The sequence below is a fragment of the Pseudomonadota bacterium genome (assembly GCA_018817425.1).
Taxonomy (GTDB): Bacteria; Desulfobacterota; Desulfobacteria; order Desulfobacterales; family RPRI01; genus RPRI01.
The window spans coordinates 71,111-94,129 of sequence record JAHITX010000001.1 but is presented as its reverse complement, the minus strand read 5'-3'; the positions used below and the strand labels follow the sequence as shown (position 1 = coordinate 94,129).

Genomic DNA, 23,019 nt, shown 5'->3' with positions numbered 1-23,019 from the left:
ACGAAGACTTTGTAAGAACCGGCAATTGCTGTTGACAATAGCATAATATAATTTGTAATATCATTTTTAATAATAATATTAAAAGTTAGGGGTGTTGCAAAGCAGCTGAGAACCCGGAATACGGGTAACCCTTGGAACCTGATCAGGATAATGCCTGCGAAGGGAAACGGATTTTCTCTAACAAAGATTTTATGATAGCCGTTTCTCTATTTACGAGAAACGGCTATTTTTATTAATTCCGAATTCGGTCCGATTGGCAATATATAAAATCGGCCTGAAAGAAAGGAGCAAGTATTATGGCATTGGATGAAGTTATAATAACTCAGGCTATCATAGAGCGATATTATAAAAAACTTATGGATAACCTTGAAACCGATGTTGCGATTGTCGGTGGCGGACCATCAGGTTTAATCGCAGGTTATTTTCTTGCAAAAGCCGGAAAGAAAGTGGTGCTGTATGAGAGAAAACTCAGCATAGGCGGCGGTATGTGGGGTGGCGGTATGCTGTTTAACGAGATTGTTGTTCAAAAAAGCGCCGTTCATCTGCTTGAAGAATTTAATATTCGTTATAAAAATTTTAAGGAAGACTACTATACTGCCGATTCGATTGAGGCAATTACTTCCTTAACCGCAGGAGCCATTCGCGCAGGCCTTACAGTATTTAACTGTATTTCCGTTGAAGATGTAATGATGCGCCCGGAAGAAATCGTAGGACTTGTTATAAACTGGTCTCCTGTTGAAATGGCCGGATTACACGTGGACCCGCTTACCGTAAGAACGAAATTTGTTGTTGATGCCACAGGACATGCAACCGAAGTGGTTAAGGTGGTAGTAAAAAAGGTTCCTGGAAAACTTTGGACACCAAACGGCGTGATTGAAGGCGAAAAATCCATGTGGGCGGACAAAGCTGAAAATCTTACGCTTGAAAATACAAAGGAAATTTTTCCCGGATTATATGTTGCCGGTATGGCAGCAAATGCAACTTTTGGCGGCCCCCGTATGGGCCCGATTTTCGGCGGTATGCTTCTTTCAGGCGAAAAAGTGGCTAAAGAACTTATCCAACGATTGTAATACTTCGAGCCAGTTTCAAAACGCCCCATTTTGGCCGTTCTTAAGCGTTGGGCTCAAATTTTAATCCTCGAAATACTCAATGTATTCCTGTGGTTGAAATTCTCTCCCGCCTTGAGCTTGACCAAACTGAAACGTTTTGAAAGTGGCTCTTTCTTTTATAATTTCTTTAATATTGAAATAGCCGCAGAGTCGTGGCTTTATAAAGCCGGAAAGATGATATTATTTTGCCGGACAAGATGATTCGGAACAATTTATTTTGCATGTTACGACACTGATATTAATAAGCTTATGGGATCTTAAACTAACAGAATAAAAAGCGCAGCTTTTATTCCCATCCACCACCGAGAGCCTTATATAGAGCAACGAGATTTATTGATACGGTGCGTGAGCTTTGGATAAGAGAATCTTCCGAAGCGTAAAGGGAACGCTGGGCTAAAAGTACATCCAGAAAATTACTCTGGCCGTGGACATAAAGCTGCTTGGCAAGAGCCACGGCCTTTTTGTTTGCGGTAACTGCATCATAAAGAGCTTTTTTTCGCTCATCTTCTTTTGCCGAGGAGATAAGAGCATTGTCTACTTCCTGTAGTGCTGTCAGGATTGTTTGCTTGTAAGAAATTGCAGATTGTTCCTGCAAAGCCTTTTGAAGTTCAATATTGGATATTGTTTTGCCTGTATTGAAAATCTGCCAGCTTACCGAAGGCCCGAACGACCAGAAACGGTTGACCCTGTCTATCCATGATTTGAATTCATCATTTTGAAATCCCACAGAACCTGAAATAGTAAACTTCGGGAAAAGATCGGCGGTAGCAACTCCGATGCGTGCAGTTGCAGCATGAATTTGTGCTTCAGCTCTTCGAATATCCGGGCGTCTTCTTAAAAGATCTGACGGAACTCCGACTGGCACATCAGGTGAAGAGGCAGCAGGTATATTCGAAGAAGTATTAAGCTCTGTCAGCAAAGCTGACGGCTCACGAGCGATAAGCAGGCTTAAACTGTATTTCGCCTGCTCGATAGAAGACTCCAGTTGCGGAATATGAGCCGATGTTGTTGCTACCTGAGCATCGGCGTTTGCTGCATCAAGGCTGCTTGCAAAACCGGCTGAAAGTCTTTTATGCGTCAAACCGGCTGTATGCTGCTGGGCAGCAAGATTATTGCGTGCAATAATGAGGCGCTGCTGTAATGCCCTTAGATCAATATAGTTTACGGCAACTTCAGCCGCCAAAGTCACCAGCACATCCCTTCGCCCTTCAACAGCAGCCTGGAGATCAGCATCGGCTGCTTCAACGCTTCGGCGAACTCCTCCAAAGATATCCAGTTCCCAGGCCGAATCAAAACCTGCCTGATACTGGCTTGAAGTTATACCATCATTTGCTGCTGCTGATTGCGGTGAGTGGCTGCGCCTATATGAACTTACTGCATTTAGAACAGGGCCGAATCCTGCGCCTGATACTCCTCTTGCTGCTCTGGCCTGCCGGATGCGGGCTTGAGCCTGCTTTACATCAAGATTAGACTCTATAGCTCTTTCCACCAGAGAAACAAGTACAGGGTCATTGAAAGAATTCCACCATGAAACTATCTTGTTTTCGGGCATATTATCTGTCTTTGGAGCAGGCCCTGCCCAAGTGGCTGGAAGAGTTGTCTCAATCGGCTTATAATTTGGGCCAACAGCACAACCGGTTATACTAATCATAAAAATGAGTAAAGCAATGCATATATCAATCGTATTTTTTTTATTCATAGCGAAGTGCCTCAATAGGATCAAGACGTGATGCCCTCCATGCAGGATAATATCCGAAAACAATGCCAACGGCGGCAGACACCAATATAGCTGCAGCAATTGCTCCGGGAGAATTTTCAACAGGCCATTTAAGAAAAAAATTTACAAGCTTGGAACCGCCATGACCCAGAGCAATTCCTAAGCCTCCTCCAACAAGACAAAGTACGATAGATTCTACAAGAAACTGACTTAAAATATCTCGAGCTCTGGCACCGACAGCCATTCTCAAACCTATCTCACGGGTTCTCTCGGTGACCGATACCAGCATTATGTTCATTATCCCGACTCCGCCTACAATTAGTGAAATCAGTGCCACACTCAGCAACAGATTGGTCATCATTCTTGTTGTTGAAGAAAGCGTATCTATAATCTCACTCATGTTCCTGATATTAAAGTCATCCGCTTCTCCATTCCTTATACGGTGACGTTCACGAAGCACTTGTGTCATCTGGCTAATAGCCTCAGGAATTTGAGCTGTAGAAGCCGCAGCTATCATAATCTGGTCTATATTGGCAAAGCGTATTGGCATAGGATTATTAGCAACCTGAACGGATGATTGTTCAGGATATAAACTGGGAGGATCTCCCGGGTACAGACTGCTGATCGAATTCACGGATGAGGCAATACCGGAACTGCTTTGGTTGACATTACCAAGAGTCGAGCCTGTAACTCTGTATTTTATTGTCGTCCACGGGGCAATAATGGTATCATCCTGATCATGTCCCATCATATTTGCCCCTTTGGCGGAAAGCACACCGACCACCCTGAATGATACATTCTTGATGCGGATTTCCTTTCCTATGGGTGATTTGCCTTCAAATAACTCCCTGACTACGGTTTGGCCAAGAACGCAAACTTTATTGGCGTTAAGCACATCACGATTGCCAAATACTTCTCCTTCCGAAAATGTAGTCCAATCACGCACGGTAAGAAATTCCGGGGTAGTTCCATAAATGGATGAGGGAACCCAGTTACGATTGCCGTAAACCACCTGAGCCCGGGCACGCACCACAGGAGCAGCAGTTAAAACGGAAGGGCATTCACGTATAGCATCACTGTCTTCAGACGTAAGAGTCATAGCGCTACCGGAACCGAAACTTATACCTCCGCTGGATGCGGTTCCGGGTCGGACGAGGATAGTATTAGCACCCATACTGGCAACTGATTTTTTAATTGCAGAAGAGGAGCCGTTGCCTATTTCCATCATGGCAATAACAGCACCAACACCTATAACAATTCCAAGAGTTGTAAGCATTGCCCGCATTGGATTGCGCAAAAGAGCTTGAAGAGCGATCTTTATTGTGCGATGGGCTTTCATACAACCTCATTAATTTGCAGAGAATCGACAGGAGTTAAAAGTTCAGTATCTTCCTGATCCGATATTTCATTTACTATTACACCATCATTTATGCGAATAATCCGATCGGCATATTTGGCTACAGCGGCATCATGAGTAACAAGCACTATAGTAATCTTATCTTCTATATTCAGTTGGCGAAACATTTCAAGAACCTCGGTACTGGTATTTGAATCCAGATTTCCGGTAGGTTCATCGGCAAAAAGAACCGGTGGGCGGTTAATCAAAGCCCTTGCAATTGCCACACGCTGCTGCTGTCCTCCTGAAAGCTTTGACGGCTCATGATCAAGCCTGTCCTGCAATCCTACACGGCTTAACATTTCTATTGCTCTTTCACGCGCCTTTCCATCAGATATCGAATCCGTTGTGTAGGTAAGAGGCATAGCGACATTTTCAACGGCACTGGCACGGGCAAGCAGATTGAAGCTTTGAAACACAAACCCCATTTTTTTGTTTCTTATAAGAGCGCGTTCATCGGCAGATATCCTCCCGACATCTTGTCCTTCGAGCAGGTATTTTCCTGATGTCGGTCTATCCAGACAACCAAGTATATTCATCAAAGTGCTTTTACCAGAGCCGGATGCCCCCATAAGGGCAACTAACTCTCCGGTTTTAATCTGCATTGAAACGCCTTTTAGTACCTCAACATCGATTTCGCCTATATGGTAGGTTTTATAGATATTTTTTAATTCAATAAGTTCCATATGTATTTTTACCGTCTGCTTTTATGAAAATTAGGAACAAATGGATTAGAACTTCCTCCAATGTTGTCGTTTGTTTGAATCTGTTGTCCCAAAACAACTTCAAGTCCTTCCACAAGGCCATTACCTTCGATTTCTGTTACAACACCATCACTGGTTCCAACACTTATCTGTATTGGTTCAACTGTATTACCGGAGTTAATGACCCATACGGTACCTTTCTTTTTGCCGTTTTGTGCCTTTAATGCCTTATTTTGACTTTGCATTAAAACTTCATCCTGATCTTTTTTATCGGATGAAGACGTTTTAAGCTGATTGCGGAATTTAGGATTAACCTGCCCGGGGCTTGGCGTCCAGCGCAGAGCAGCGTTTGGCACCAACATGACATTTTTGAGATGTTTTAATACAAACTGAACATTAGCGGTTAGATATGGAAGAAGTCGTCCGCTTGAATTGTCGGTAATAATCTCTACAGTATAAGTAACAACATTTTGGCTCATGGATGCGTTAAGACGCACTTTGCCGACTTCTCCTTGAAATACTTCACCCGGAAAGGCATCTACCGTAAAACTGACTTTCTGACCAGGATGAATTTTTCCGATATCTGCCTCATTGACGGCAACCCATACCTGCATACGTTTTAAATCTTTTGCAATCAGAAAAAGGCTGGGAGCATTCAGGCTTGCAACAACAGTTTGGCCGATATTAACTCTCCTGTCGATAATAACTCCCTTAACCGGAGACTTTATCGTACAATATCCAAGATTCCGTTTAACGCGTTTTAAAGCCGCCTCAGATTGAGCCACAGCAGCTACAGCCTGTTCAATCGTTGCCTGGCCTACACCAAGGTTTGCCTTAGCTGTTTCATAATTGGATTTATAAGCATCATAAGTTGTTTGAGCCAGAGCTTCCGAAGGGCCAAGTTTTTGCGCCCGGTCCCAGTCACGCTTTGCCTGGTAAAGTTTTGCTTTTGCCTGCTCGATATCGGCCCTGGCTCTTGCAAGAGAAGCCTTGGATTGCTGCACCTGAGCTTCAGCCTGAACTACATCAGAGGCATAAAGAGAGTCATCGATTTCGGCCAGTATTGTCCCTTCTTCAATAACCGACCCATAATCTATTGTTTTATTATTCTTGTCTTTACCGAATTTTAATATTCGACCGGCTACCTGGGCACCTACATCAATCACTTCCTCAGGTTCTATAGTGCCGGTAGCGCTGATGGTAACCAGAAGGTCGCCTCGCTTAATCTTTTCGGTACGGTATGAAACACCCTGTCCATTGCTTTTTTTGAAAAATATGACAATAGCAATAATGGCAAGCCCCAAAACCAAAACTGTAATGATGCTACGCTTAATGAGAGGTTTCATAGTTTTAAACTCATAAGAAAATATAATTTGAATTGTAAGGAGCCAGTTTCAAAACGTCCCATTTTGGCCGATCTCTGCGTTGGGCTCAAATTTCAATCCTCGAAATACTTAATGTATTCCTGTGGTTGAAATTTTCTCCCGCCTTGAGCTTGACCAAACTGAAACGTTTTGAAAGTGGCTCTAAGGTCATATGTTTTTTTATCTATTCTTCCTTAATTTTGTTTTTAATATAGCAATCAATATGCCAATCATTTTTCAGCACTTTAATTATTCATAACTTATTTAATAGACAGGGTTTTATTAGGTTTAAAATAGTGGTAAATGTTATAAATATAAAAAGGTTATGGTTAACATGTATACATAATTTGTGGAGATGTAATATGTTGCGGATATAAAGTATCCATATCAATTAAAGCTATAATAATTGATAAAGCAAGGGCAATGTAGCAAAACTCACGATAATTCCGATACCTACCAGTGCGGCAGTTAGCGCAGGAGACAGATCAGCTAAAATAGCCAGTGCCCCGGCCGAAACCATTGGCGGCATTCCGGCTTCAAATATCGAAACCTGAACGGCTTTTCCTTCAAGCCCTCCGATCTTACAAATCAATAATGCTGCTATAGGGATTAAAATCAGTTTCAAAAAAAGCCCGATACCAAGCTGAGAAGTAATTTTTTTGTTTAAACGCAGAACGAGCTGAAAGCCTACGGCAATCATTACAACCGGCACAAGAGTGGAAGAAAGCACTTTTAACAAATTAACTAATATAGGCGGATAAGAAAAAGGCCGGAAAGCAAATGCGATAACAAGCGCGATAAATGGTGGAAAAGTAATAACCTTTTTAAGCACACTTATGGTAGTTGGTTTAATCCCTTGCGTACCATATAAAGCAAGAATCAATGACCCGTAAGTAACCAGGGCCGGAAAAGATCCCAGTTGATCATATAATACCGCATATGGTACACCCTGATCTCCGAAAAATGCCTTAACCATCGGGATGCCAAGAAAAGAAGTATTGCCGAGAGGTATCAAAAGAAGGAGACACCCTGTAGTAGGACGATCCCATTTAAATATTTTTGATGATAGAATTACTGCAACACAGGAAAGCAGTAAAGTTCCCCACGGCATTAAAGCAGGAACCAATAAAGCTTTGGAAAAAATAAGTTCGGGAATATTTAACAGAACCAAAGCCGGTAGAGATATATAAATTACAAATAAATTTAATACATTTCCTGTGTCAGCGGGAAATACGGGAATACGCCTTAAAGCCATGCCTATAAGCAAATAAGTTATTATTACAATGAAATTTTCCATCAAGCTGATTTATTTTGCGCCAAATACTTGTTTCAACAATGCTGTTGTCTGTTTCACAGGATCTTTACGGATTGCGGCTTCTTCTTTTGCAAGATAATAAAAAATGCCGTCTATTCCTTTTTCAATAACATGATTTGTAAGATTGGATTTTACATCAGGAACAAAAGGCAAAGTTTTATATTGCCCCATTACATTGTCATAAGCCTGAACCGCTCCTACTTCCGAAAGACTTTGTTCCACAATAGGTTTAAATTCTTCTCTCAATGACGGAGACATTTTGCTTTTAAAATATTTTGTAGCAGAATCTTGAGGGCCATTATATATAGACTTAACATCATCAAACGTCATTTCACTAATTGACTGTATAAAAAGATCTTTAGCCTTGGGTGTAGCTGCCTCGGCTGCTCTGTTAAGTTTCAATTCAAGGTCATTAACCATTGATGACATTCCGATTTTACCTAACATTTTTTTAGTAGTATTAAGTTCGACAGGTAAAGGAATATGAATTTTGGGGTCGGCATTAAATCCATCTGACTTTCCAAGCTGTTTGACAACATTTTCTGACCCGATGGTAAGAGCTTCTTTAAAGGCTTTCCCAATATCTGCCGTAGCGGGTTCTTGCGTTGTCTCGGTTTCGCTGGAATCTGTTAAAAGTTTTAAGCCTGTTTCCCACCATGAATCCCCTGCAATTGAGTAGCTTACTATGAGAATTAAGATCATCAAAGTCATACATGAAATTTTTATTAGATTTTTCATAGAATACCTCCGTTATTGTTAATTGTTAGAAAATATTAAGCATTGACCATAACCCGAGAGCAAAAATTATATGAAGAAACAATTGTTCTAACCAGACCGAACCACCCAACCGCTTTCCCAATATTCCATGCCCTGCTACCGGCAATGCGAGAAACAGCATGGAAAGCCATAAAGCAAAAACATATGCTGCAATAATTATAATTGAAGATGCATCCACTTCAAATATTTTAGCAATAAAATATAATACCGCCCCAAATGAAGCGCTGGTTGCCAGATGTACAACTGCTCCGGCAAAATAAACAAGACCTGTGTTTTGTTTTAGCTTTAAAAGTTTAACCGCAAATTCTCCATCAACTTTGAGAAGATTGGCCTGGATTAAGCCAATCCGATATCCGATTTCTGTAGCTAACCCCATCATAATACCGGCAACAACAGCTGCAATTACTATATTGGTTATTATCATAACACTCTCCTTGGAATAAATTAAACTTTTGATGGCGGCAGAAATATAATAAATTCCGCTTCGGGCACCATAAGCACGCTGTCAGGATTGGTAAGTTCTTTGTAGGTAATAAAACCTTTTTCTTCCGGAAGTGGAAATTTAATATTATTTAAAACAGCAGAATATACTTTAAGCGCCTTATGATATATTTTAAAACTTCGTGTTTTTCCTTCAGGCCCTATAAAACCCATCATAGGGTTTGTTATATGCGAAACGGTAGAATTATTTAGCTCTTTTGATAATGCGGTATCGATCTCAAAATTAAAATCTCCCAGCCAGTAACCGGTTGCATTGTATTTTCCATCATAGCCTTTATTTAAATTAAAAGTTATCTTTTCCCAGGAAATTCCGATTAATCTTGTAAGTACAGGTATGAAACCAAGTGAAACACCACTGTTAAAAAAATATACTGACGCATCACCCGTTTTTGGATCTGAAACGTATGTGCGTAAATTTAATTGTTTATACGAAAATTTAATAAACGGAAAAGCCGAAAGTCGGGTCTGCCTACAGTCCATGGCTACAAATGATATATAAACCATATTATTTTCATCGGGCACAAGATTCAGAACTTTAGGTACAAAAGGGCGTATGCGATCCGCAGGTACCAGGTAGGAAATATATATAACATTATGTAGGTTTATCCTGACTGTGGCCATATAGTGGTTTTTATTATCCTGTTTTATAAAAGACGGTAAATTGATTTTGAAAGTTCAGCAAAAAAACGTTTTTTGACTTTTATTGAGTGTACCATTATATTATGTAATATGAAAAATCATCTTATCACAAGATCAATGAAATTGCCGTTTAATATTGAAAAAGTTTTTCAGTTTTTTTGCGATGTGAAAAATCTGCAAAGAATCACTCCGCCGGAGCTTAATTTTAAAATACTTAGCCCCCTGCCGATTGAAATTGCAAAAGGAACTATTATCGATTATCAGATGAGTCTTTTTAAGATACCTTTTCGCTGGCGCTCAGAAATATGTAAATGGAACCCTCCCTTTGAATTTATGGATACCCAGGTGGAAAAAGGGCCTTACAAAATATGGGAACACACGCACAGATTTTATAAAGAAAACGGCAATACTACAATAGAAGACAGCGTCACTTACCGGCTACCGTTATGGCCTATGGGTGAAATAGCGTACCCGATTGTGAGAAGACAGTTAAACAGAATTTTCGATTACAGGCTAAAAACAATTAAAGGTATATTTTTAAAAGAATCTAACTTTTAAACGGTAAACTATGGAGCCACTTTCAAAACGTTTCAGTTTGGTCAAGCTCAAGGCGGGAGAAAATTTCAACCGCAGGAATACATTTAGTATTTCGAGGATAGCGCTAAAGCTTCACTCCGTGCGAAATTTGAGCCCAACGCAGAGATCGGCCAAACTGGGGCGTTTTGAAACTGGTTCTATGGATATTCTGATCACAGGGGCATCGGGTTTTATAGGTTCAGCGCTGTTGCCTTATCTATCTGCAAAAGGGCATCGCATTTTTAAACTGGAACGTGGGAAAAAACCTGAATCAGGATTGTTCTGGGATATTGAAAACAATATAATTGAACTTTCCGATAAAATATCTTTTGATGCCGTAATTCATTTGGCCGGAGAAAATGTGGGGGATAGCCGCTGGACTATAAAAAAGAAAGAGAAAATATTATCCAGCAGAATTGCAGGAACGCATCTTATAAGCAAAACTATAGCTTCTCTTGACCCGAAACCGCAAGTAATGCTGTCTTCTTCAGGTATAGGTATCTATGGCGATCAGGGGCGACAAATTGTTACCGAGGCTACTTCTCCCGGTAAAGGTTTTCTTGCAGATGTATGTAAAAAATGGGAAGCGGAAACCAAACCGGCTGAAGATGCCGGTATAAGGGTTGCTCATTTAAGAATAGCTCCGGTTTTAAGTATGAAAGGCGGCATGATAAAAAGACTTTTACCGTATTTTAAGCTGGGGCTTGGAGCTTCAATGGGACCCGGCACACAGTACTTAAGCTGGATAGTAATGAGCGATCTTATGGATGCCATGGATTTTATACTGCATAATAATTTCATAAAGGGCGCTGTAAATCTTTGCACACCAAATCCTGTAACAAATTATCAATTTGCAAAAATACTGGGAAAGGTAATTAATCGCCCGGCTGTATTAAATTTGCCGGGCCCGGTTTTAAAAATATTGTTCGGGCAAATGGCTGAAGAAGAACTGCTTTTCAGCAACCAGGCTATACCCGAACGGCTTATAAATGCAGATTTTAAATTTGCTTATCCGGATCTGGAAAAAGCTTTAAGATATGTAATCGATGCCAATGTTTGATAAACATAGCATCAGTATAATAGCTACCACTAATGAGCCACTTTCAAAACGTTTCAGTTTGGTCAAGCTCAAGGCGGGCGAAAATTTCAACCGCAGGAATACATTGAGTATTTCGAGGATAGCGCTAAAGCTTCACTCCGTGCGAAATTTGAGCCCAACGCAGAGATCGGCCAAAATGGGGCGTTTTGAAACTGGCTCTAATATTTGATTAAAACTTGAGGAAAAATATGAAAGAACTTTCAGACTTAAAACAATTATTTGCTTCAGAAACTCTTGCTGTACTTGCCACACATAGTGGAGATCAACCACATTGCTGCCTGGTCGCCTTTGCGTTTTCCGATGATTTGAAACACCTTTTGTTTGCAACAAGCAGAAAGACTCGAAAGTATACCGATATTTGTTCAAACCCGCGTGTAGCGATGTTGATCGACAACAGGTCGAATCGTGAATCGGATTTCAAGCAGGCAGCAGCAGTAACAGCAAAAGGTAATGCCAAAGAACAGGATGTTAAAAAAGAAAATATATGGACAACTCTTTACATAGAAAAACATCCACATCTGTCAGCTTTTATAAACAGTCCTGATGTAGCATTAATCAAAATAGATATTGAGGAATACCTTATAGCCGGTTTTGATTCAACTAATTTTATAAAAATGTAGCAAACTCTATAAATACTGCTCCATCTCTTTTGCCAGGTAATTGAGATGCTCCTTTTCTTCATCGGCAATCCGCAGGAAGAAATCATGCACCGCAATTTTATCACTTGTCTTAGCTATTCTGCTATAAAGGTCGAGTGCCTGAGCTTCTAAAGACATAGCAAAATCAATGATTGACGCCATTTTTTCAAAACCAGACTCGGCTTTTTGCAAGAATTTACTTATGGAACCGCCTTCCATGATGCCTTCCGGAATATTGGATGTAGTAAATTCTTCTTTTAAACTTTCGGATTTGTTTCCGGTATCCGCCCTATATTCTTCTACCAGACGGTCCATATGCTTGTTTTCAAAATCGGCAAGACGATTAAACAATTTTTTGTGACTTTCATCAGACTCTTTGCCTGCAAGTTTAAGATAGAAAAGTTGCAAGCCTTTTTCCATAGCATAGGCAAGATGAAATGCGTCGCTGTATTCTTCTTCTCCACCAAATAATCCGCTGATAACTTCAAGCCCTTCTTCAAGAGAACCTGCTGCTTTTGGGCTGTTCCATGCTTTAATTCCGCCGGAAAGATTATAAACCTCGCTAAAACCTTTGCCCGATATAAGTTGTGCTGCAGCTCTGCTGCGGCCTCCCACGGCACAATATACTAGTGTAGGTTTTTTACTATCAAGCTCGGATAATCTGTCTGGCAGCTTCGGCAATGGAATAAGAGCAGCACCTGGAATATGTTCGCGCTCATATTCATCAGGTTGGCGGACATCAAGAAGCTGGTACGAATCCGAAGTATGCGTATCCATATATTTCTTGGCTTCATCAGAATTCATATTCTTTACCGGCGTAAATAGATTTTTCCAGTTCATGTTTAATTCCCTTTATCTGTTGTCATTTGCTCAGAATGTAAAAATATTTGAACCCTCGGCCAGCTCAAAAAGCTTTGTCGCCCCTGCAAACTGTACAGATGCTTCCACATCTTTCTCGTCTACCTGGCGGGCTTTTGCACATGGAATACAAACATAAATCGGAACCTTGTTCTTTATCAGGTATTGATAATGAGCAAATGCCTCATCTCCGGTAGGAGCAATTATATTGTCAATCATACCTTGTTTGACAAGTAATGCGGCATCATCTGTTAAGAAAATATTCGTTTCATGCCCTGCTTCCTTAGCTGCCTTTGCCAATTGTAATGCACGGGTAACACGGGTTGGATCTTCCATGCCGCGTGTAAGAACAAATAAGAATTTTCCCATTTTGCCTCCTTCCGTTTTAAGCGTATCATTAAAAGTATTTATGTGTACTTACTCGTATGCCTGAAATTTTTTCATAAACTTTCCGTCTATATAATCTTTGATCATAAACGCAAGTTTCCCACTAAAAGTTATTCCCTTTTTATAAAAAATTCCGGTGCCATCCCCCATGTTAAAAATCTGGAGATAGTCTCCTCCAGGATCGAAAGGTAAAAGCGCCTTACCTTCAAGCTGTGCCATTAGATTATGCAAAAGAACAGGGTTTTGCCTTACGGCATAAACTCCTACTTTGGCAAGAGGCTGATCCTGAAAATAAATACAATCACCACCTCCGAAAATATCAGAATACGCCGTACTCTGGAGATACTTATTTACCAGCAAACCGCCATCAGGTCCTGCCGGCAGCCCGGAAGTCTCAAAGATGGGAGAGGGTTTGATACCAAGCGCCAGAAACAAAAAATCAAATGTATGTTCTTCTCCGGTTTCTAAAATTACACTACCGGATTTAATTTTTTTGACAAAGGTTCGTTCATAAATTTTAATTCCCCTGCCAGTGAGAGACTTAAAAGCTTTTTTTTGGATTTTATCCGAAAAGCGATCCATAAATTTGTTGCCTGCGAACACCATGATTTCGGGAGTGTTTTTCCCGGAAAAGGCCCCGATTCTCCAGACATTACCTGCAATTTCGGTAGCAGAGGGGCCACCACCGACCACTACTACACGAACAGGTTTATCCGAAAGAAGTACTTCTATACGTTCCTGTGCTTCTTTTAGATTTTCTATAGGTTTTACAGTATATATATTTTTTGTGTCACCTTCTACATCCAGCTTAATCACCTGGCTGCCGGAATTAAAAGAAACAACATCATATGGTACTTCATCTCCAGCCTTCAGATATACTATTTTCTTCTTGGGATCTATACTTGCCGCTTTGCCGAGAATAAAATTACCCTTTTGCTTTTCCACCAAAGATTTGGTAGCAAACCGGATGTCATAAGGTGTATAGATCTTGCCAAGCATTCCGGGACCCATTCCGGAATAAAAGTGATACGGCGAAGGACCGATTACTGAAACTTCATATCCTTTTTCAATAAATTCATGTATAGCGGCAAGTGTCATCATATGTGCATGCCCACCACCCACAAGTAAAAGCCGTTTTCCCATTTTCATATCCTTTTCCTAAGAAAGATTGTCAAGTTCTATCGCTTTTTCAAAGGCCTTTTCCATATCAGCCAAATGTGTGACTTCAGGTACAACCTGGATATATTGTACAATTCCCTTTTTATCGACAAGTATTACTGCCCTTGCAAGCAACATCGGCCCGTCAATAAGCAGTCCGATTGATTTGCCGAAGCTGCCTTCTTTATAATCTGAAAGATACAAAATATCATTTAGCTTGGCTTCTTTTGCAAAACGGGTTTGGGCAAAAGGCGTATCACGGCTTATAGTAATTCGCTTAATTGTTGCAGGAAGTTTATCCCCTTCTTCTCCTAAATAATGAGTTTGCGCTTCACAGACTACAGTATCAATGGAAGGTACAATGCTGAGAAAAAGAACGGAACCTTTATAATCATTAAGATTAACAGAAGTCATTGTTTTGGCATCAACAAGATTTGTATCCGGCAACGGCTTACCCACCACCACAGCATTGCCGATCAATGGTAATGCCTCGCCTTTCATTGTAACCTGACTACCGGGAGCAACACTGCTGGTATCTATTGGAATGTCTGCTTGTTTATTACCGCATGAAATAAATAATACCAAAAAAGTAAAACCAACTATAAGATTAATTATTTGTTTTTTCATTTTTTGCCTCCACAAAGTTCTTGGTTTATAAAACTTAATATTCCCGGTAGATTCGAAGATTAGCTTTTTATGACAACGATCAGTAATTTATGTCATCAATTAATTGTTTTAATTTCCCATAATCTGTTTTGTTAAAATCTATTATAATTCTTGGTAAATTGCTGATTTCAGGCTCATCAATTTCTTCCGGAAGTGTTTCTGAAACACAAATATTCCCATCGGTTTTCAGAATATCACCATATCGGTTTTTAATATCTATTAGCTTTTCTTCTTCAAGAGGTTCATTAAGACGTATGATATAACAATCACCAATCTGGCGAATACTGTGATAACGGGAATAAAACTTGTTTATTATTTTAATTGCCTTGTCTGCAGAGTCGGTAAAATCAAACAGATTCATATCCGATTTTTTGATGTAATTTTTCCCCAACAGCTCTTCTTTTATAAATTTTCCCCAATTAAACCAGTATTTGCCCTCTGGTTCATCTACGAGTATAATGGGCAGCGGACTGTGCTTGCCTGTTTGAACCAGTGCCAAAGTTTCCATGGCTTCATCATGTGTACCGAAACCACCAGGGAAAATAACAACTGCATCGGATTCTTTAAGAAAGGCAACTTTTCTGTTAAAAAAATATTTATACATTATATTTTTTGAGTTCCCTCTGATAACGGGGTTTGAATCCTGCTCAAAAGGCAGACGAATACTCACTCCGAAAGAATGATCCGGCCCGGCGCCTTCATGAACAGCCTGCATAATACCCGGACCACCTCCTGTTATTACCATATAGCCTATTTCGGCCAGTTTAGCTCCAAGGTCATATGCTGTTTTATATAAAGGATCATTTAATTTTGTTCGTGCCGATCCGAATACGGATACTTTTTTTAAATGGTCGTAAGGCCCAAAGACCTTAGCAGTAAAACGCATTTCTTTTAAGGAGGTATTCATAAGCTTTAAATCCACTTTTCCATTATCTTCCTGCCCCGCCTTTAATGACGCCAATATCATCTCCCTGACAATAGCAGGTCTGCGAATTCCGCCTGATAATTTCATTAATTGCTTTATAACTTCTTCAATAGGGCCGTTATCTTCTTTAAAATGCATTTCCATTTATAGGCAAACTCCTTGAGAGATATATTTTTAATATATAATACCTGATCAATTGCGAAAAAACTAATTATTTATCAGGAATGCGGAAATATCTTGCATGTTTTTTAAGATTAATGACAGGACGGGGCATAAAATAAGTATAAGGGGTACCTTACTGAAGCGGAAACATAAAGCTGGAATCTATCCCGACTGAGAACTAAAGATTAAGGCATTTCGCCACATGCGGCTTGAATCTCAGGTTCAAATTCGAGACGGATTTTCTCATAACATGATTTCTTTGCATTTGCACCAGTACAGCAAGCGGCTAACTTTTGAATAAATCGCTGATGTACTTCGTAGCACTTAGGAACAATTACACTAATCTTATTTTGCGCCTTTTTTATTTGATTACTACATTTTAGACTTAGATTCTCATGTATGCATTGTTGCATTTGTGGTTGAATCAAGTTTACACACTGAACAGAAACTTCTTTTAGCTCTTGCTTGCAAATAGTATCCATTGTGGCTTTCTGGCTATAGTCGGAACCAATTTGTTTCGAACATTCAGATGAAAGGCGTTCATGCATACATTTTTTTGCTTCTGGTTGCATATCACAAAGATTTGATAAATTTTCCAACTCTTCCATACATGACTGTTCAGGCATCCACGAAGGCAGTTTTGATTTCTGGTTGCTTTTGACTTGCTTGTCTCTGGGTACATCTATCGAGCTATCTCTAAAATATACTGGCCCGTCGTTATTATTTCGCTGATAGGTTTCGGCATAAAGCAATGAATAATCGGACACAATGAATGGCAATAACAAGATAAATAAAATAAGAAATAAGTTTTTCATTGTTTTCATATTTCCTTGTTAAGTAAGCTTTCCATACTATGCTATTTGTAGTCTTAGGTAAACCTATCGGAAAGAACTTGTTTGGCATTATTCTTTTCTTCATCGGTTATCATCCCAGTAAAATTATATATATAGACATTATTGTCAGTCACCTTCTTCTCGCATATGCCCTGCCTGTGTAATTTTTCCAATGCTTCTGTTGATTCTTCAAAAGTTAAATTACTATCCTTGGCCAGTTCTGTTCCAGTGATCATACCTCCGTGATCATTAGCGATCTTAAATATAATATTTTCAAGCTCATCCGTTTTAATTCGCAACAATTTACTTCTTATGAACAAGAAAGATATTAGCGCAAGCGCATCTGTCACAAAAAAAATCAGGGTAATAACAATGGCATTATCTCGCTTTTCAATGACCATAAATAATGCAAAGAGCGTTATCAACAAAGACATTGAGAGAAAAACACCAGCAAGTATTTTGAGAATTGTAAGCAAAGTTTTCACTTTCAAACCGCCTTATTTAGTCAAGGAATAAAATGATTACGTGCTGCTTTGGGGCGGCATGGTACTAGTCGTCCCCAACAGCAGATTGTTCGGCTAAATCCTTCTCTTTCTTAAATTCACAATTTTTGCCTTCACTGCGTTATAGTTGCTCTTAAAGACACTAATCCACTTTCTATCAAGTAGTGCATTAAAGAAAGCGAGCATGTACTGGCTTGAAACCTTGTTCGGACTGGTAATATCAATGGTTACCCCGTGCAGTTGTGGCATGTAATCTGTATCAGATTTTGCCCCCATCCAATTTTTATAAAAGTCTGGTGACTCCCATCCAAAACCAATAGTGGATACATGGACACCATTATGCAAAACCTGTATAAGAGTTCTACGGCAATCACATGATTCATCTGTACAATAGGTATCGACAAATGTGTAATCACCATCAGGTAGATGTGGACTTTGTTTCAATCCTACCGTTCTAACTTGGTGTTGTTTGCCGATTATCTCTCCAGCCGGTTCAAATTCCATATAACGGTCCTTTTTACTATAGCCGATTCAAATCTGCGGCGCGTTTACGCGGCCGTAGTCTTTGTTATGTTATGTCTTGTCTTGTCCGCCGATACGGCTTTAGCTGAATCGTTCCAGCTAAGGACTTTTCTCAACCTTCGCGACGTATACTCCATTCTCCACTGTTTTTCCCTGAATTGGATTTTCAAACTCAACGACATGTCCATCAACCTGATCGAACACACTGGACAGAATAGCCAGAAATCCCTTGTCAGGGACGTCATTAGACCACAAACCGAATACACCCCCCGGCCTGAGAAATGCTCGCAGGCGTATCATTCCCTCCTCCGAATAAAGATCTGCGTGACCTGGATTAAGCAGGGCATAAGGTGTGTGATCAATATCAAGAAGTATGGCATCAAACAAGTGCCCCGGGTCATCCGGATCGAAACCATTTCTTTGCACAAGTGCAAAGAAATCCTCATTGTAATAGCGGCATCGAACATCTTTCGAAAGCACTGCGCCGTTTGGAACAAGCTCACGTTGATGCCAATCAATCACCGGCGCCAGCGCCTCAACCACAATCATTCGCGCAACCTGGTTATATTTCAAAGCGGCCGCCGCTGTGTAGCCCAAGCCCAATCCTCCAACCACAATGTCCCATTTTTCGCCTGCAAGCCCTGACAATCCGAGGTCAGCCAGCGCCACTTCAACTTCATGAAACAAAGACGACATGAGGAATTCATCATTGAGTTTCACCTCGAATACCTCACGTCCGCCCATTTCCAACACACACCGCCGCCGCAGAATCAATTCACCAAGAGCCGTCCGCTGGTAATCCAGTTCTTCGAAGTTCACACTCATGCCATCCTCCTCGTTCTCAATCATTTGATTGATGCTCTCAGCAGCCTTCAATGGAGCAATTCTGTTTTTGACCCTTTAGTCTGCACCAGGTAACAGGCGTCAAAACTTGATTAGTGATTAAGAAGCACAAACATACATCAGTTGGGGATTTCGTATTTAAATCACAATTCAAGGTTTAACCCAAATCCTTGACCCACAAAATCATTGACCTAATTGGCTAAGCATCCGTTTTGCTTTATTACCCAGTATCGAATTTGGAGCAATCGAACAATTTGCATTAATTGTTCGATTGCAGGTGTCTGCGAGAATCCAGTGTTGTAGTATATCCCGCCCAGGTTCCAGCGGTCTTCAAGATTATTTGGACTAAATTCTACTGCTTTTTCAAGTGCTGATTGTTCCCAAACAATCTGATTCAATAACACCATCATTATGATGGTGTTATTGAATCTTACATAATGCTCGTGGTCTTTTCATCTTCAATAATTATTCTTCTCAATTTATATCTTTTTTCCACGGAAGCCCGCTTAAGCCGAATGCTAAAAGATGTGTTATCAAAAGCCATCCGATGCCTAATACAACTATGGCGGAAACAGGATAGCCTCCATAGGGTGTTTTAAATTCTTCTATCAGGCTGTAGATCAGGGCAAGGCCCAGTGCTACAGGTGTGATAAACTTAATGCAGTACATCCAGAGCTGTAAAACAATGTATTGAAAAACCCGGTGCCGGTTACCGGAAAGTCCCAGGTTATCTACGATGTGGTTTTTAAGTCGATGGGTTTTATAAAGCCACCCGATTACTATCGCCTCCAGGATACCCACTGTCAAAAGGCCGAAATGGTTTAAGAAGTGATCCACGATATCGAGCCAGAACAAACCGGCATGGGTGGTAAACAGCAAAGAACCGAAAAACCCGATAATGCAGACGGTAGTAATAACTTTTTTGCGAGATATTCCAAATTTATCGAGGATAGCAGAAGAAAAGGCCTCGATGATTGAAATAGACGAAGAGATACCTGCTATAACCAGCAGGAAGAAAAAAAGAACACCAAAAACCTGACCAAACGGAAGCAGTGAAATTGCCTCCGGATATGCTACAAATGCCAGGCCGATTCCGCTTGTTACTACTTCTTCTATTGGTTTGCCCAACTTTAAGGCCATATAACCTAATATGCTAAAAACTCCGAAACCGGCAAATACTTCATAAAAACTATTTGAAAAACCGATGATAAGGCTGTTTTTTAAAATATTGGTTTTTCTTGGCAGATAAGAAGCATAGGCGATCATAATGCCAAAGCCCAAAGAAAGGGAAAAAAAGATCTGGCCATAGGCATCTATCCAAACTTTAATATTTCGGAGTTTAGCAAAATCCGGTTTTGTATAAAGACGGATGCCTTCTTTTGCACCATCAAGGGAAATAGCCCACCCCATAATAATTACGGTAATAACGAACAAAAGCGGCATCATAAGTTTCGCCGCTCTTTCAATGCCTTTTTCAATACCGTTATAGGTGATAAGCCAATTGAGAAACCAAATAATGAATACAGCTATTACAATAGAATAGTTTAGCCCCTCAAACTCCCAGACTCCGCCAGATTTGGAAAGAAATTTGTTGAAGAAAAAATTATTGGTATCTGCTCCCCAGCTTTTAAAAACAGAAAAAAGCATATAATTAGCGCACCAACCGATAACCACAATGTAGTAAAGTACAATGCCGAACATTACAAAAGATACCGACCACCATCCAAGCCATTCCCATTTGGAATCGATCTTGGAAAACGCCATGGGCGCAGATGCTTTCTTTTTTTGCCCTAAAGCAAGCTCTAACATCAAAATCGGAATACCGGCTGTAATAAGCGCTATCACATAAGGAATCAAGAACGCGCCACCACCGTTTTCATAGGCCACATAAGGAAACCGCCAAATATTGCCTAATCCGACTGCAGAGCCTATTGCCGCCAGCAAAAAACCGGTATTTGTTTTCCAAGCGCCCCTGTTTTCCATTTATGTCTCCTCTTGGTTTGAACGATAAGAGCCTGCTTTTACAGCACTACCTGCATAAGGAGTTTAGCGTTTTAAGTCAAGACTAATTTATATTCAGCACAAGGTAACCGCATTTAGCTTTTTACGAACCCATCAAAACGAAATCGATTCATTATTCTTACAACCGCAAAAAACTGAGAAAATAAAAAAAGGTATTGATGTTGAATAATATTTTGTGTAATTTGTCATATATTGCACTGAAATATTTTATAATATTATCATAGCATCGTGCTAAGTTCATAAACTGCCATATTTCATATTATAAGCATTTACGCCAAATGAAAATCACAACTGTAAGACGAATAAGCCAGGGCTTTTTTTTTATTATCACAATCTGGTTCTGTATTGTGACTGCCCCCGGTGTTGAATGGTGGCAGTTACGCGGCTGGCCGGTAAACTGGATTATTCAACTGGACCCCCTTTCGGCAATAGGAACTCTTCTTGCAACTCATTCCATACATTCCGGCCTTATATGGGGTTTTGCTACAGTTATTATTACCATTATTATAGGAAGGTTTTTCTGTGGTTGGCTGTGTCCTTTCGGAACGCTTCATCAGTTTACGGGATATATTGCAAACAGAAAGAAATCAGCTGCAAAAAAAGCAGAGTATAATAAATATAGAAGTGCTCAGAACTTAAAATATATATTCCTTATATTTCTTTTAAGCGCTGCTCTGTCTGATCTTCTGATATATATCTCAGGTTTTTCCAGTGAGCGCCCTGTAATTTTTTTAAGCTTTATTGCTGCAATTATATTTTTATTAATTATTTTTTCCTTTTTTAAAATCATTTCAAAACCAAAAAATGTTTTAATTTCAGTTATTGCAGCATCAGTATTATTAGTATTTTTATCAATGCTTCCTAAAACAAGCCGTATTTTAATATCTTCGCTGCAAACAGGTTTGTTGGACCCCATTCCTCTTTTTTACAGATCGGTAAATCTTGTTTTGATTCCGCTTATGGACGGCACCTTTTTTAAGCTTTCGCACAGCACGCGGTTTTATAATGGGGCATTTTTTATAGGAGCAGTTTTTTTTACAGCGGTTTTTATGAATTTATATATTCCAAGATTTTATTGCAGATTCATTTGCCCGCTTGGCGCTCTTTTTGGTTTGCTAAGCCGTTATTCAATATGGCGAATTGGTAAATCAGAAGATAAATGTCCTGACTGTCTGTTATGCGAGCATAATTGTGAAGGTGCATGCACACCTTCTTCAAAAATCAGAAATAGCGAGTGCGTACTTTGTATGAATTGTTTGCATGTTTGTCCGCATGATCTGATAGGATATAAAACATCGGCATCCGCCTCAGGTGAAATAACTTCTCCTGATCTTACGAAAAGGAAACTGGTTACTTCTTTTGTATCGGGAGTTATGGCTATTCCAATGCTTCGCTTAAGCGGGAACGCAGTTAAAGCCAATAATCCTGAATTAATAAGACCTCCGGGAGCCCTGGAAGAAACCGGTTTTCTTGCACGCTGTATAAAATGCGGACAGTGCATGAAAATATGTCCCACCAATGTAATTCAGCCTGCTTTAACAGAAGCGGGTATTGAGGGTTTTTGGAGCCCTACTCTTGATTTTACAATTGGTACAAGCGGCTGCCAGCTAAATTGTGTAGCTTGCAGTAATATATGCCCGACATCGGCCATACGCCCTTTAAGCCCTGATGAAAAAGTGGGTAAAAACAAGTTCGCTTCAAAAGGCCCTGTGAGGATAGGAACTGCATTTGTAGATATGGGCCGCTGCCTTCCCTGGGCTATGGAGAAACCCTGTATAGTATGCCAGGAAAATTGTCCTGTAAGTCCGAAAGCAATTTTGACTAAAGAGGCTTTTGCCCTAGTTGGTAAGCAATTGGAGGTATCAATTTCCGATTCGCTCAATCTTGAATTTGCAAATTCAAATTTTAATCCGGGTTCTTTTTCAACAGGAGATTATTTCTGTAAAGTTCCGGGTAAAGATGATAAAATACGGCTCATAATAAAAAATACTGAAAAATCGGTTTCAATATCAACAGCTAATCCATGGGTACAAAAACCGGTGTATGGGAGTATAGCCGAAATTTATATTCGACTTCAGAAACCTTATATAGATCCGATGCGTTGCATAGGTTGTGGAGTTTGTGAACATGAATGCCCCGTGAGAACAAAACGGGCTATAAGAGTAACATCAGATAATGAGTCAAGAAACCCGATGGCAAACATTATTTTATAGACTTTCAGATAATGTTTTTGGCAAGGATAGAAGGAGTCCCCCTGAGTAAGGCGTACAGTTAGTACGTTGTTGAAGGGGGGCGACTGATGACG

At 40.1% G+C, this 23,019-nt stretch carries 24 protein-coding genes and 1 riboswitch; of the genes, 5 read left to right on the top strand and 19 right to left on the bottom strand.

Annotated features, from left to right (window positions below; translation table 11 throughout):
• The first annotated feature begins 77 nt into the window (after positions 1 to 77).
• A riboswitch (TPP riboswitch) is annotated at positions 78 to 182 on the top strand.
• 114 nt (positions 183 to 296) lie between these two features.
• Positions 297 to 1,070 (top strand): sulfide-dependent adenosine diphosphate thiazole synthase, encoded by a 774-nt coding sequence (locus KKC46_00475; protein MBU1052287.1) that lies wholly within the window; start codon positions 297 to 299, stop codon positions 1,068 to 1,070.
• A 325-nt stretch (positions 1,071 to 1,395) separates the two neighbouring features.
• Here KKC46_00475 and KKC46_00470 read toward each other — a convergent pair whose 3' ends face one another.
• From KKC46_00470 to KKC46_00435, 8 genes are all read right to left on the bottom strand, one after another.
• Entirely contained in the window at positions 1,396 to 2,808 is a 1,413-nt protein-coding gene (locus KKC46_00470) for an efflux transporter outer membrane subunit (protein ID MBU1052286.1), read from the bottom strand.
• Positions 2,801 to 4,165 carry an ABC transporter permease gene (locus tag KKC46_00465; GenBank protein MBU1052285.1) on the bottom strand — a complete coding sequence of 455 codons (1,365 nt, stop codon included), beginning with the start codon at positions 4,163 to 4,165 and terminating at the stop codon, positions 2,801 to 2,803. Before KKC46_00465 ends, KKC46_00470 begins: the two co-directional genes overlap by 8 nt.
• Positions 4,162 to 4,908, bottom strand: coding sequence for an ABC transporter ATP-binding protein (locus KKC46_00460; protein ID MBU1052284.1), 747 nt, complete (start codon positions 4,906 to 4,908; stop codon positions 4,162 to 4,164). Before KKC46_00460 ends, KKC46_00465 begins: the two co-directional genes overlap by 4 nt.
• Before the next feature lie 8 nt (positions 4,909 to 4,916).
• Complete coding sequence (locus KKC46_00455) at positions 4,917 to 6,272, bottom strand: efflux RND transporter periplasmic adaptor subunit (protein MBU1052283.1); 1,356 nt, start codon at positions 6,270 to 6,272, stop codon at positions 4,917 to 4,919.
• A 415-nt stretch (positions 6,273 to 6,687) separates the two neighbouring features.
• The gene (locus KKC46_00450) at positions 6,688 to 7,587 is read right to left on the bottom strand and encodes an AEC family transporter (protein ID MBU1052282.1); all 900 of its coding nucleotides are present in this window, start codon (positions 7,585 to 7,587) and stop codon (positions 6,688 to 6,690) included.
• Between the two features lie 9 nt (positions 7,588 to 7,596).
• Positions 7,597 to 8,343, bottom strand: a complete 747-nt coding sequence (locus tag KKC46_00445) for a DUF4197 domain-containing protein (protein ID MBU1052281.1) — start codon at positions 8,341 to 8,343, stop codon at positions 7,597 to 7,599.
• Between the two features lie 25 nt (positions 8,344 to 8,368).
• Positions 8,369 to 8,806 (bottom strand): hypothetical protein, encoded by a 438-nt coding sequence (locus KKC46_00440; protein ID MBU1052280.1) that lies wholly within the window; start codon positions 8,804 to 8,806, stop codon positions 8,369 to 8,371.
• A 20-nt stretch (positions 8,807 to 8,826) separates the two neighbouring features.
• Positions 8,827 to 9,504 (bottom strand): DUF2071 domain-containing protein, encoded by a 678-nt coding sequence (locus KKC46_00435; GenBank protein ID MBU1052279.1) that lies wholly within the window; start codon positions 9,502 to 9,504, stop codon positions 8,827 to 8,829.
• A 108-nt stretch (positions 9,505 to 9,612) separates the two neighbouring features.
• Here KKC46_00435 and KKC46_00430 point away from each other — a divergent pair, with 108 nt between their 5' ends.
• The 3 genes from KKC46_00430 (at position 9,613) to KKC46_00420 (ending at position 11,817) form a co-directional block, all read left to right on the top strand.
• Positions 9,613 to 10,080: an SRPBCC family protein gene (locus KKC46_00430; protein MBU1052278.1), complete on the top strand. Its 468-nt coding sequence runs from the start codon at positions 9,613 to 9,615 to the stop codon at positions 10,078 to 10,080.
• 178 nt (positions 10,081 to 10,258) lie between these two features.
• Positions 10,259 to 11,158 carry a TIGR01777 family oxidoreductase gene (locus KKC46_00425; protein MBU1052277.1) on the top strand — a complete coding sequence of 300 codons (900 nt, stop codon included), beginning with the start codon at positions 10,259 to 10,261 and terminating at the stop codon, positions 11,156 to 11,158.
• A gap of 227 nt (positions 11,159 to 11,385) precedes the next feature.
• The gene (locus KKC46_00420) at positions 11,386 to 11,817 is read left to right on the top strand and encodes a pyridoxamine 5'-phosphate oxidase family protein (GenBank protein ID MBU1052276.1); all 432 of its coding nucleotides are present in this window, start codon (positions 11,386 to 11,388) and stop codon (positions 11,815 to 11,817) included.
• A 6-nt stretch (positions 11,818 to 11,823) separates the two neighbouring features.
• Here the strand turns inward: KKC46_00420 and KKC46_00415 are convergent, their stop codons facing one another.
• The 11 genes from KKC46_00415 to KKC46_00365 form a co-directional block, all read right to left on the bottom strand.
• On the bottom strand, positions 11,824 to 12,675 hold the full coding sequence (locus KKC46_00415; protein ID MBU1052275.1) for a sulfurtransferase: 852 nt from the start codon (positions 12,673 to 12,675) through the stop codon (positions 11,824 to 11,826).
• Between the two features lie 30 nt (positions 12,676 to 12,705).
• On the bottom strand, positions 12,706 to 13,062 hold the full coding sequence (locus KKC46_00410; GenBank protein ID MBU1052274.1) for a DsrE family protein: 357 nt from the start codon (positions 13,060 to 13,062) through the stop codon (positions 12,706 to 12,708).
• 48 nt (positions 13,063 to 13,110) lie between these two features.
• The gene (locus KKC46_00405) at positions 13,111 to 14,223 is read right to left on the bottom strand and encodes an FAD-dependent oxidoreductase (GenBank protein ID MBU1052273.1); all 1,113 of its coding nucleotides are present in this window, start codon (positions 14,221 to 14,223) and stop codon (positions 13,111 to 13,113) included.
• A 15-nt stretch (positions 14,224 to 14,238) separates the two neighbouring features.
• Positions 14,239 to 14,865, bottom strand: a complete 627-nt coding sequence (gene tpx / locus KKC46_00400; GenBank protein MBU1052272.1) for a thiol peroxidase — start codon at positions 14,863 to 14,865, stop codon at positions 14,239 to 14,241.
• A 79-nt stretch (positions 14,866 to 14,944) separates the two neighbouring features.
• On the bottom strand, positions 14,945 to 15,973 hold the full coding sequence (locus KKC46_00395; protein ID MBU1052271.1) for a TIGR00730 family Rossman fold protein: 1,029 nt from the start codon (positions 15,971 to 15,973) through the stop codon (positions 14,945 to 14,947).
• 203 nt (positions 15,974 to 16,176) lie between these two features.
• The gene (locus KKC46_00390) at positions 16,177 to 16,806 is read right to left on the bottom strand and encodes a hypothetical protein (GenBank protein MBU1052270.1); all 630 of its coding nucleotides are present in this window, start codon (positions 16,804 to 16,806) and stop codon (positions 16,177 to 16,179) included.
• A gap of 53 nt (positions 16,807 to 16,859) precedes the next feature.
• The gene (locus KKC46_00385; protein MBU1052269.1) at positions 16,860 to 17,309 is read right to left on the bottom strand and encodes a hypothetical protein; all 450 of its coding nucleotides are present in this window, start codon (positions 17,307 to 17,309) and stop codon (positions 16,860 to 16,862) included.
• Between the two features lie 93 nt (positions 17,310 to 17,402).
• A complete protein-coding gene (locus KKC46_00380) occupies positions 17,403 to 17,831 on the bottom strand; it encodes a hypothetical protein (protein MBU1052268.1) in 429 nt (142 codons plus the stop codon).
• Between the two features lie 117 nt (positions 17,832 to 17,948).
• The gene (locus tag KKC46_00375) at positions 17,949 to 18,674 is read right to left on the bottom strand and encodes a spermidine synthase (GenBank protein ID MBU1052267.1); all 726 of its coding nucleotides are present in this window, start codon (positions 18,672 to 18,674) and stop codon (positions 17,949 to 17,951) included.
• Between the two features lie 209 nt (positions 18,675 to 18,883).
• On the bottom strand, positions 18,884 to 19,090 hold the full coding sequence (locus tag KKC46_00370) for a hypothetical protein (GenBank protein ID MBU1052266.1): 207 nt from the start codon (positions 19,088 to 19,090) through the stop codon (positions 18,884 to 18,886).
• A gap of 76 nt (positions 19,091 to 19,166) precedes the next feature.
• Positions 19,167 to 20,675: a sodium-dependent transporter gene (locus KKC46_00365; protein ID MBU1052265.1), complete on the bottom strand. Its 1,509-nt coding sequence runs from the start codon at positions 20,673 to 20,675 to the stop codon at positions 19,167 to 19,169.
• A 317-nt stretch (positions 20,676 to 20,992) separates the two neighbouring features.
• Between KKC46_00365 and KKC46_00360 the strand changes: the two genes are divergently transcribed.
• Positions 20,993 to 22,927 (top strand): 4Fe-4S binding protein, encoded by a 1,935-nt coding sequence (locus KKC46_00360; protein ID MBU1052264.1) that lies wholly within the window; start codon positions 20,993 to 20,995, stop codon positions 22,925 to 22,927.
• The last annotated feature ends 92 nt before the right edge of the window (positions 22,928 to 23,019 follow it).

Coding starts and splice junctions, on each gene's coding strand:
- KKC46_00465 (MBU1052285.1), bottom strand. CDS start 4,165: ATGAAAGCCCATCGCACAATAAAGATCGCTCTTCAAGCTCTTTTGCGC.
- KKC46_00435 (MBU1052279.1), bottom strand. CDS start 9,504: ATGGCCACAGTCAGGATAAACCTACATAATGTTATATATATTTCCTAC.
- KKC46_00420 (MBU1052276.1), top strand. CDS start 11,386: ATGAAAGAACTTTCAGACTTAAAACAATTATTTGCTTCAGAAACTCTT.
- KKC46_00470 (MBU1052286.1), bottom strand. CDS start 2,808: ATGAATAAAAAAAATACGATTGATATATGCATTGCTTTACTCATTTTT.
- KKC46_00375 (MBU1052267.1), bottom strand. CDS start 18,674: ATGAGTGTGAACTTCGAAGAACTGGATTACCAGCGGACGGCTCTTGGT.
- KKC46_00450 (MBU1052282.1), bottom strand. CDS start 7,587: ATGGAAAATTTCATTGTAATAATAACTTATTTGCTTATAGGCATGGCT.
- KKC46_00425 (MBU1052277.1), top strand. CDS start 10,259: ATGGATATTCTGATCACAGGGGCATCGGGTTTTATAGGTTCAGCGCTG.
- KKC46_00360 (MBU1052264.1), top strand. CDS start 20,993: ATGAAAATCACAACTGTAAGACGAATAAGCCAGGGCTTTTTTTTTATT.
- KKC46_00445 (MBU1052281.1), bottom strand. CDS start 8,343: ATGAAAAATCTAATAAAAATTTCATGTATGACTTTGATGATCTTAATT.
- KKC46_00405 (MBU1052273.1), bottom strand. CDS start 14,223: ATGGGAAAACGGCTTTTACTTGTGGGTGGTGGGCATGCACATATGATG.
- KKC46_00475 (MBU1052287.1), top strand. CDS start 297: ATGGCATTGGATGAAGTTATAATAACTCAGGCTATCATAGAGCGATAT.
- KKC46_00365 (MBU1052265.1), bottom strand. CDS start 20,675: ATGGAAAACAGGGGCGCTTGGAAAACAAATACCGGTTTTTTGCTGGCG.
- KKC46_00455 (MBU1052283.1), bottom strand. CDS start 6,272: ATGAAACCTCTCATTAAGCGTAGCATCATTACAGTTTTGGTTTTGGGG.
- KKC46_00395 (MBU1052271.1), bottom strand. CDS start 15,973: ATGGAAATGCATTTTAAAGAAGATAACGGCCCTATTGAAGAAGTTATA.
- KKC46_00410 (MBU1052274.1), bottom strand. CDS start 13,062: ATGGGAAAATTCTTATTTGTTCTTACACGCGGCATGGAAGATCCAACC.
- KKC46_00390 (MBU1052270.1), bottom strand. CDS start 16,806: ATGAAAAACTTATTTCTTATTTTATTTATCTTGTTATTGCCATTCATT.
- KKC46_00415 (MBU1052275.1), bottom strand. CDS start 12,675: ATGAACTGGAAAAATCTATTTACGCCGGTAAAGAATATGAATTCTGAT.
- KKC46_00380 (MBU1052268.1), bottom strand. CDS start 17,831: ATGGAATTTGAACCGGCTGGAGAGATAATCGGCAAACAACACCAAGTT.
- KKC46_00440 (MBU1052280.1), bottom strand. CDS start 8,806: ATGATAATAACCAATATAGTAATTGCAGCTGTTGTTGCCGGTATTATG.
- KKC46_00460 (MBU1052284.1), bottom strand. CDS start 4,908: ATGGAACTTATTGAATTAAAAAATATCTATAAAACCTACCATATAGGC.
- tpx (MBU1052272.1), bottom strand. CDS start 14,865: ATGAAAAAACAAATAATTAATCTTATAGTTGGTTTTACTTTTTTGGTA.
- KKC46_00430 (MBU1052278.1), top strand. CDS start 9,613: ATGAAAAATCATCTTATCACAAGATCAATGAAATTGCCGTTTAATATT.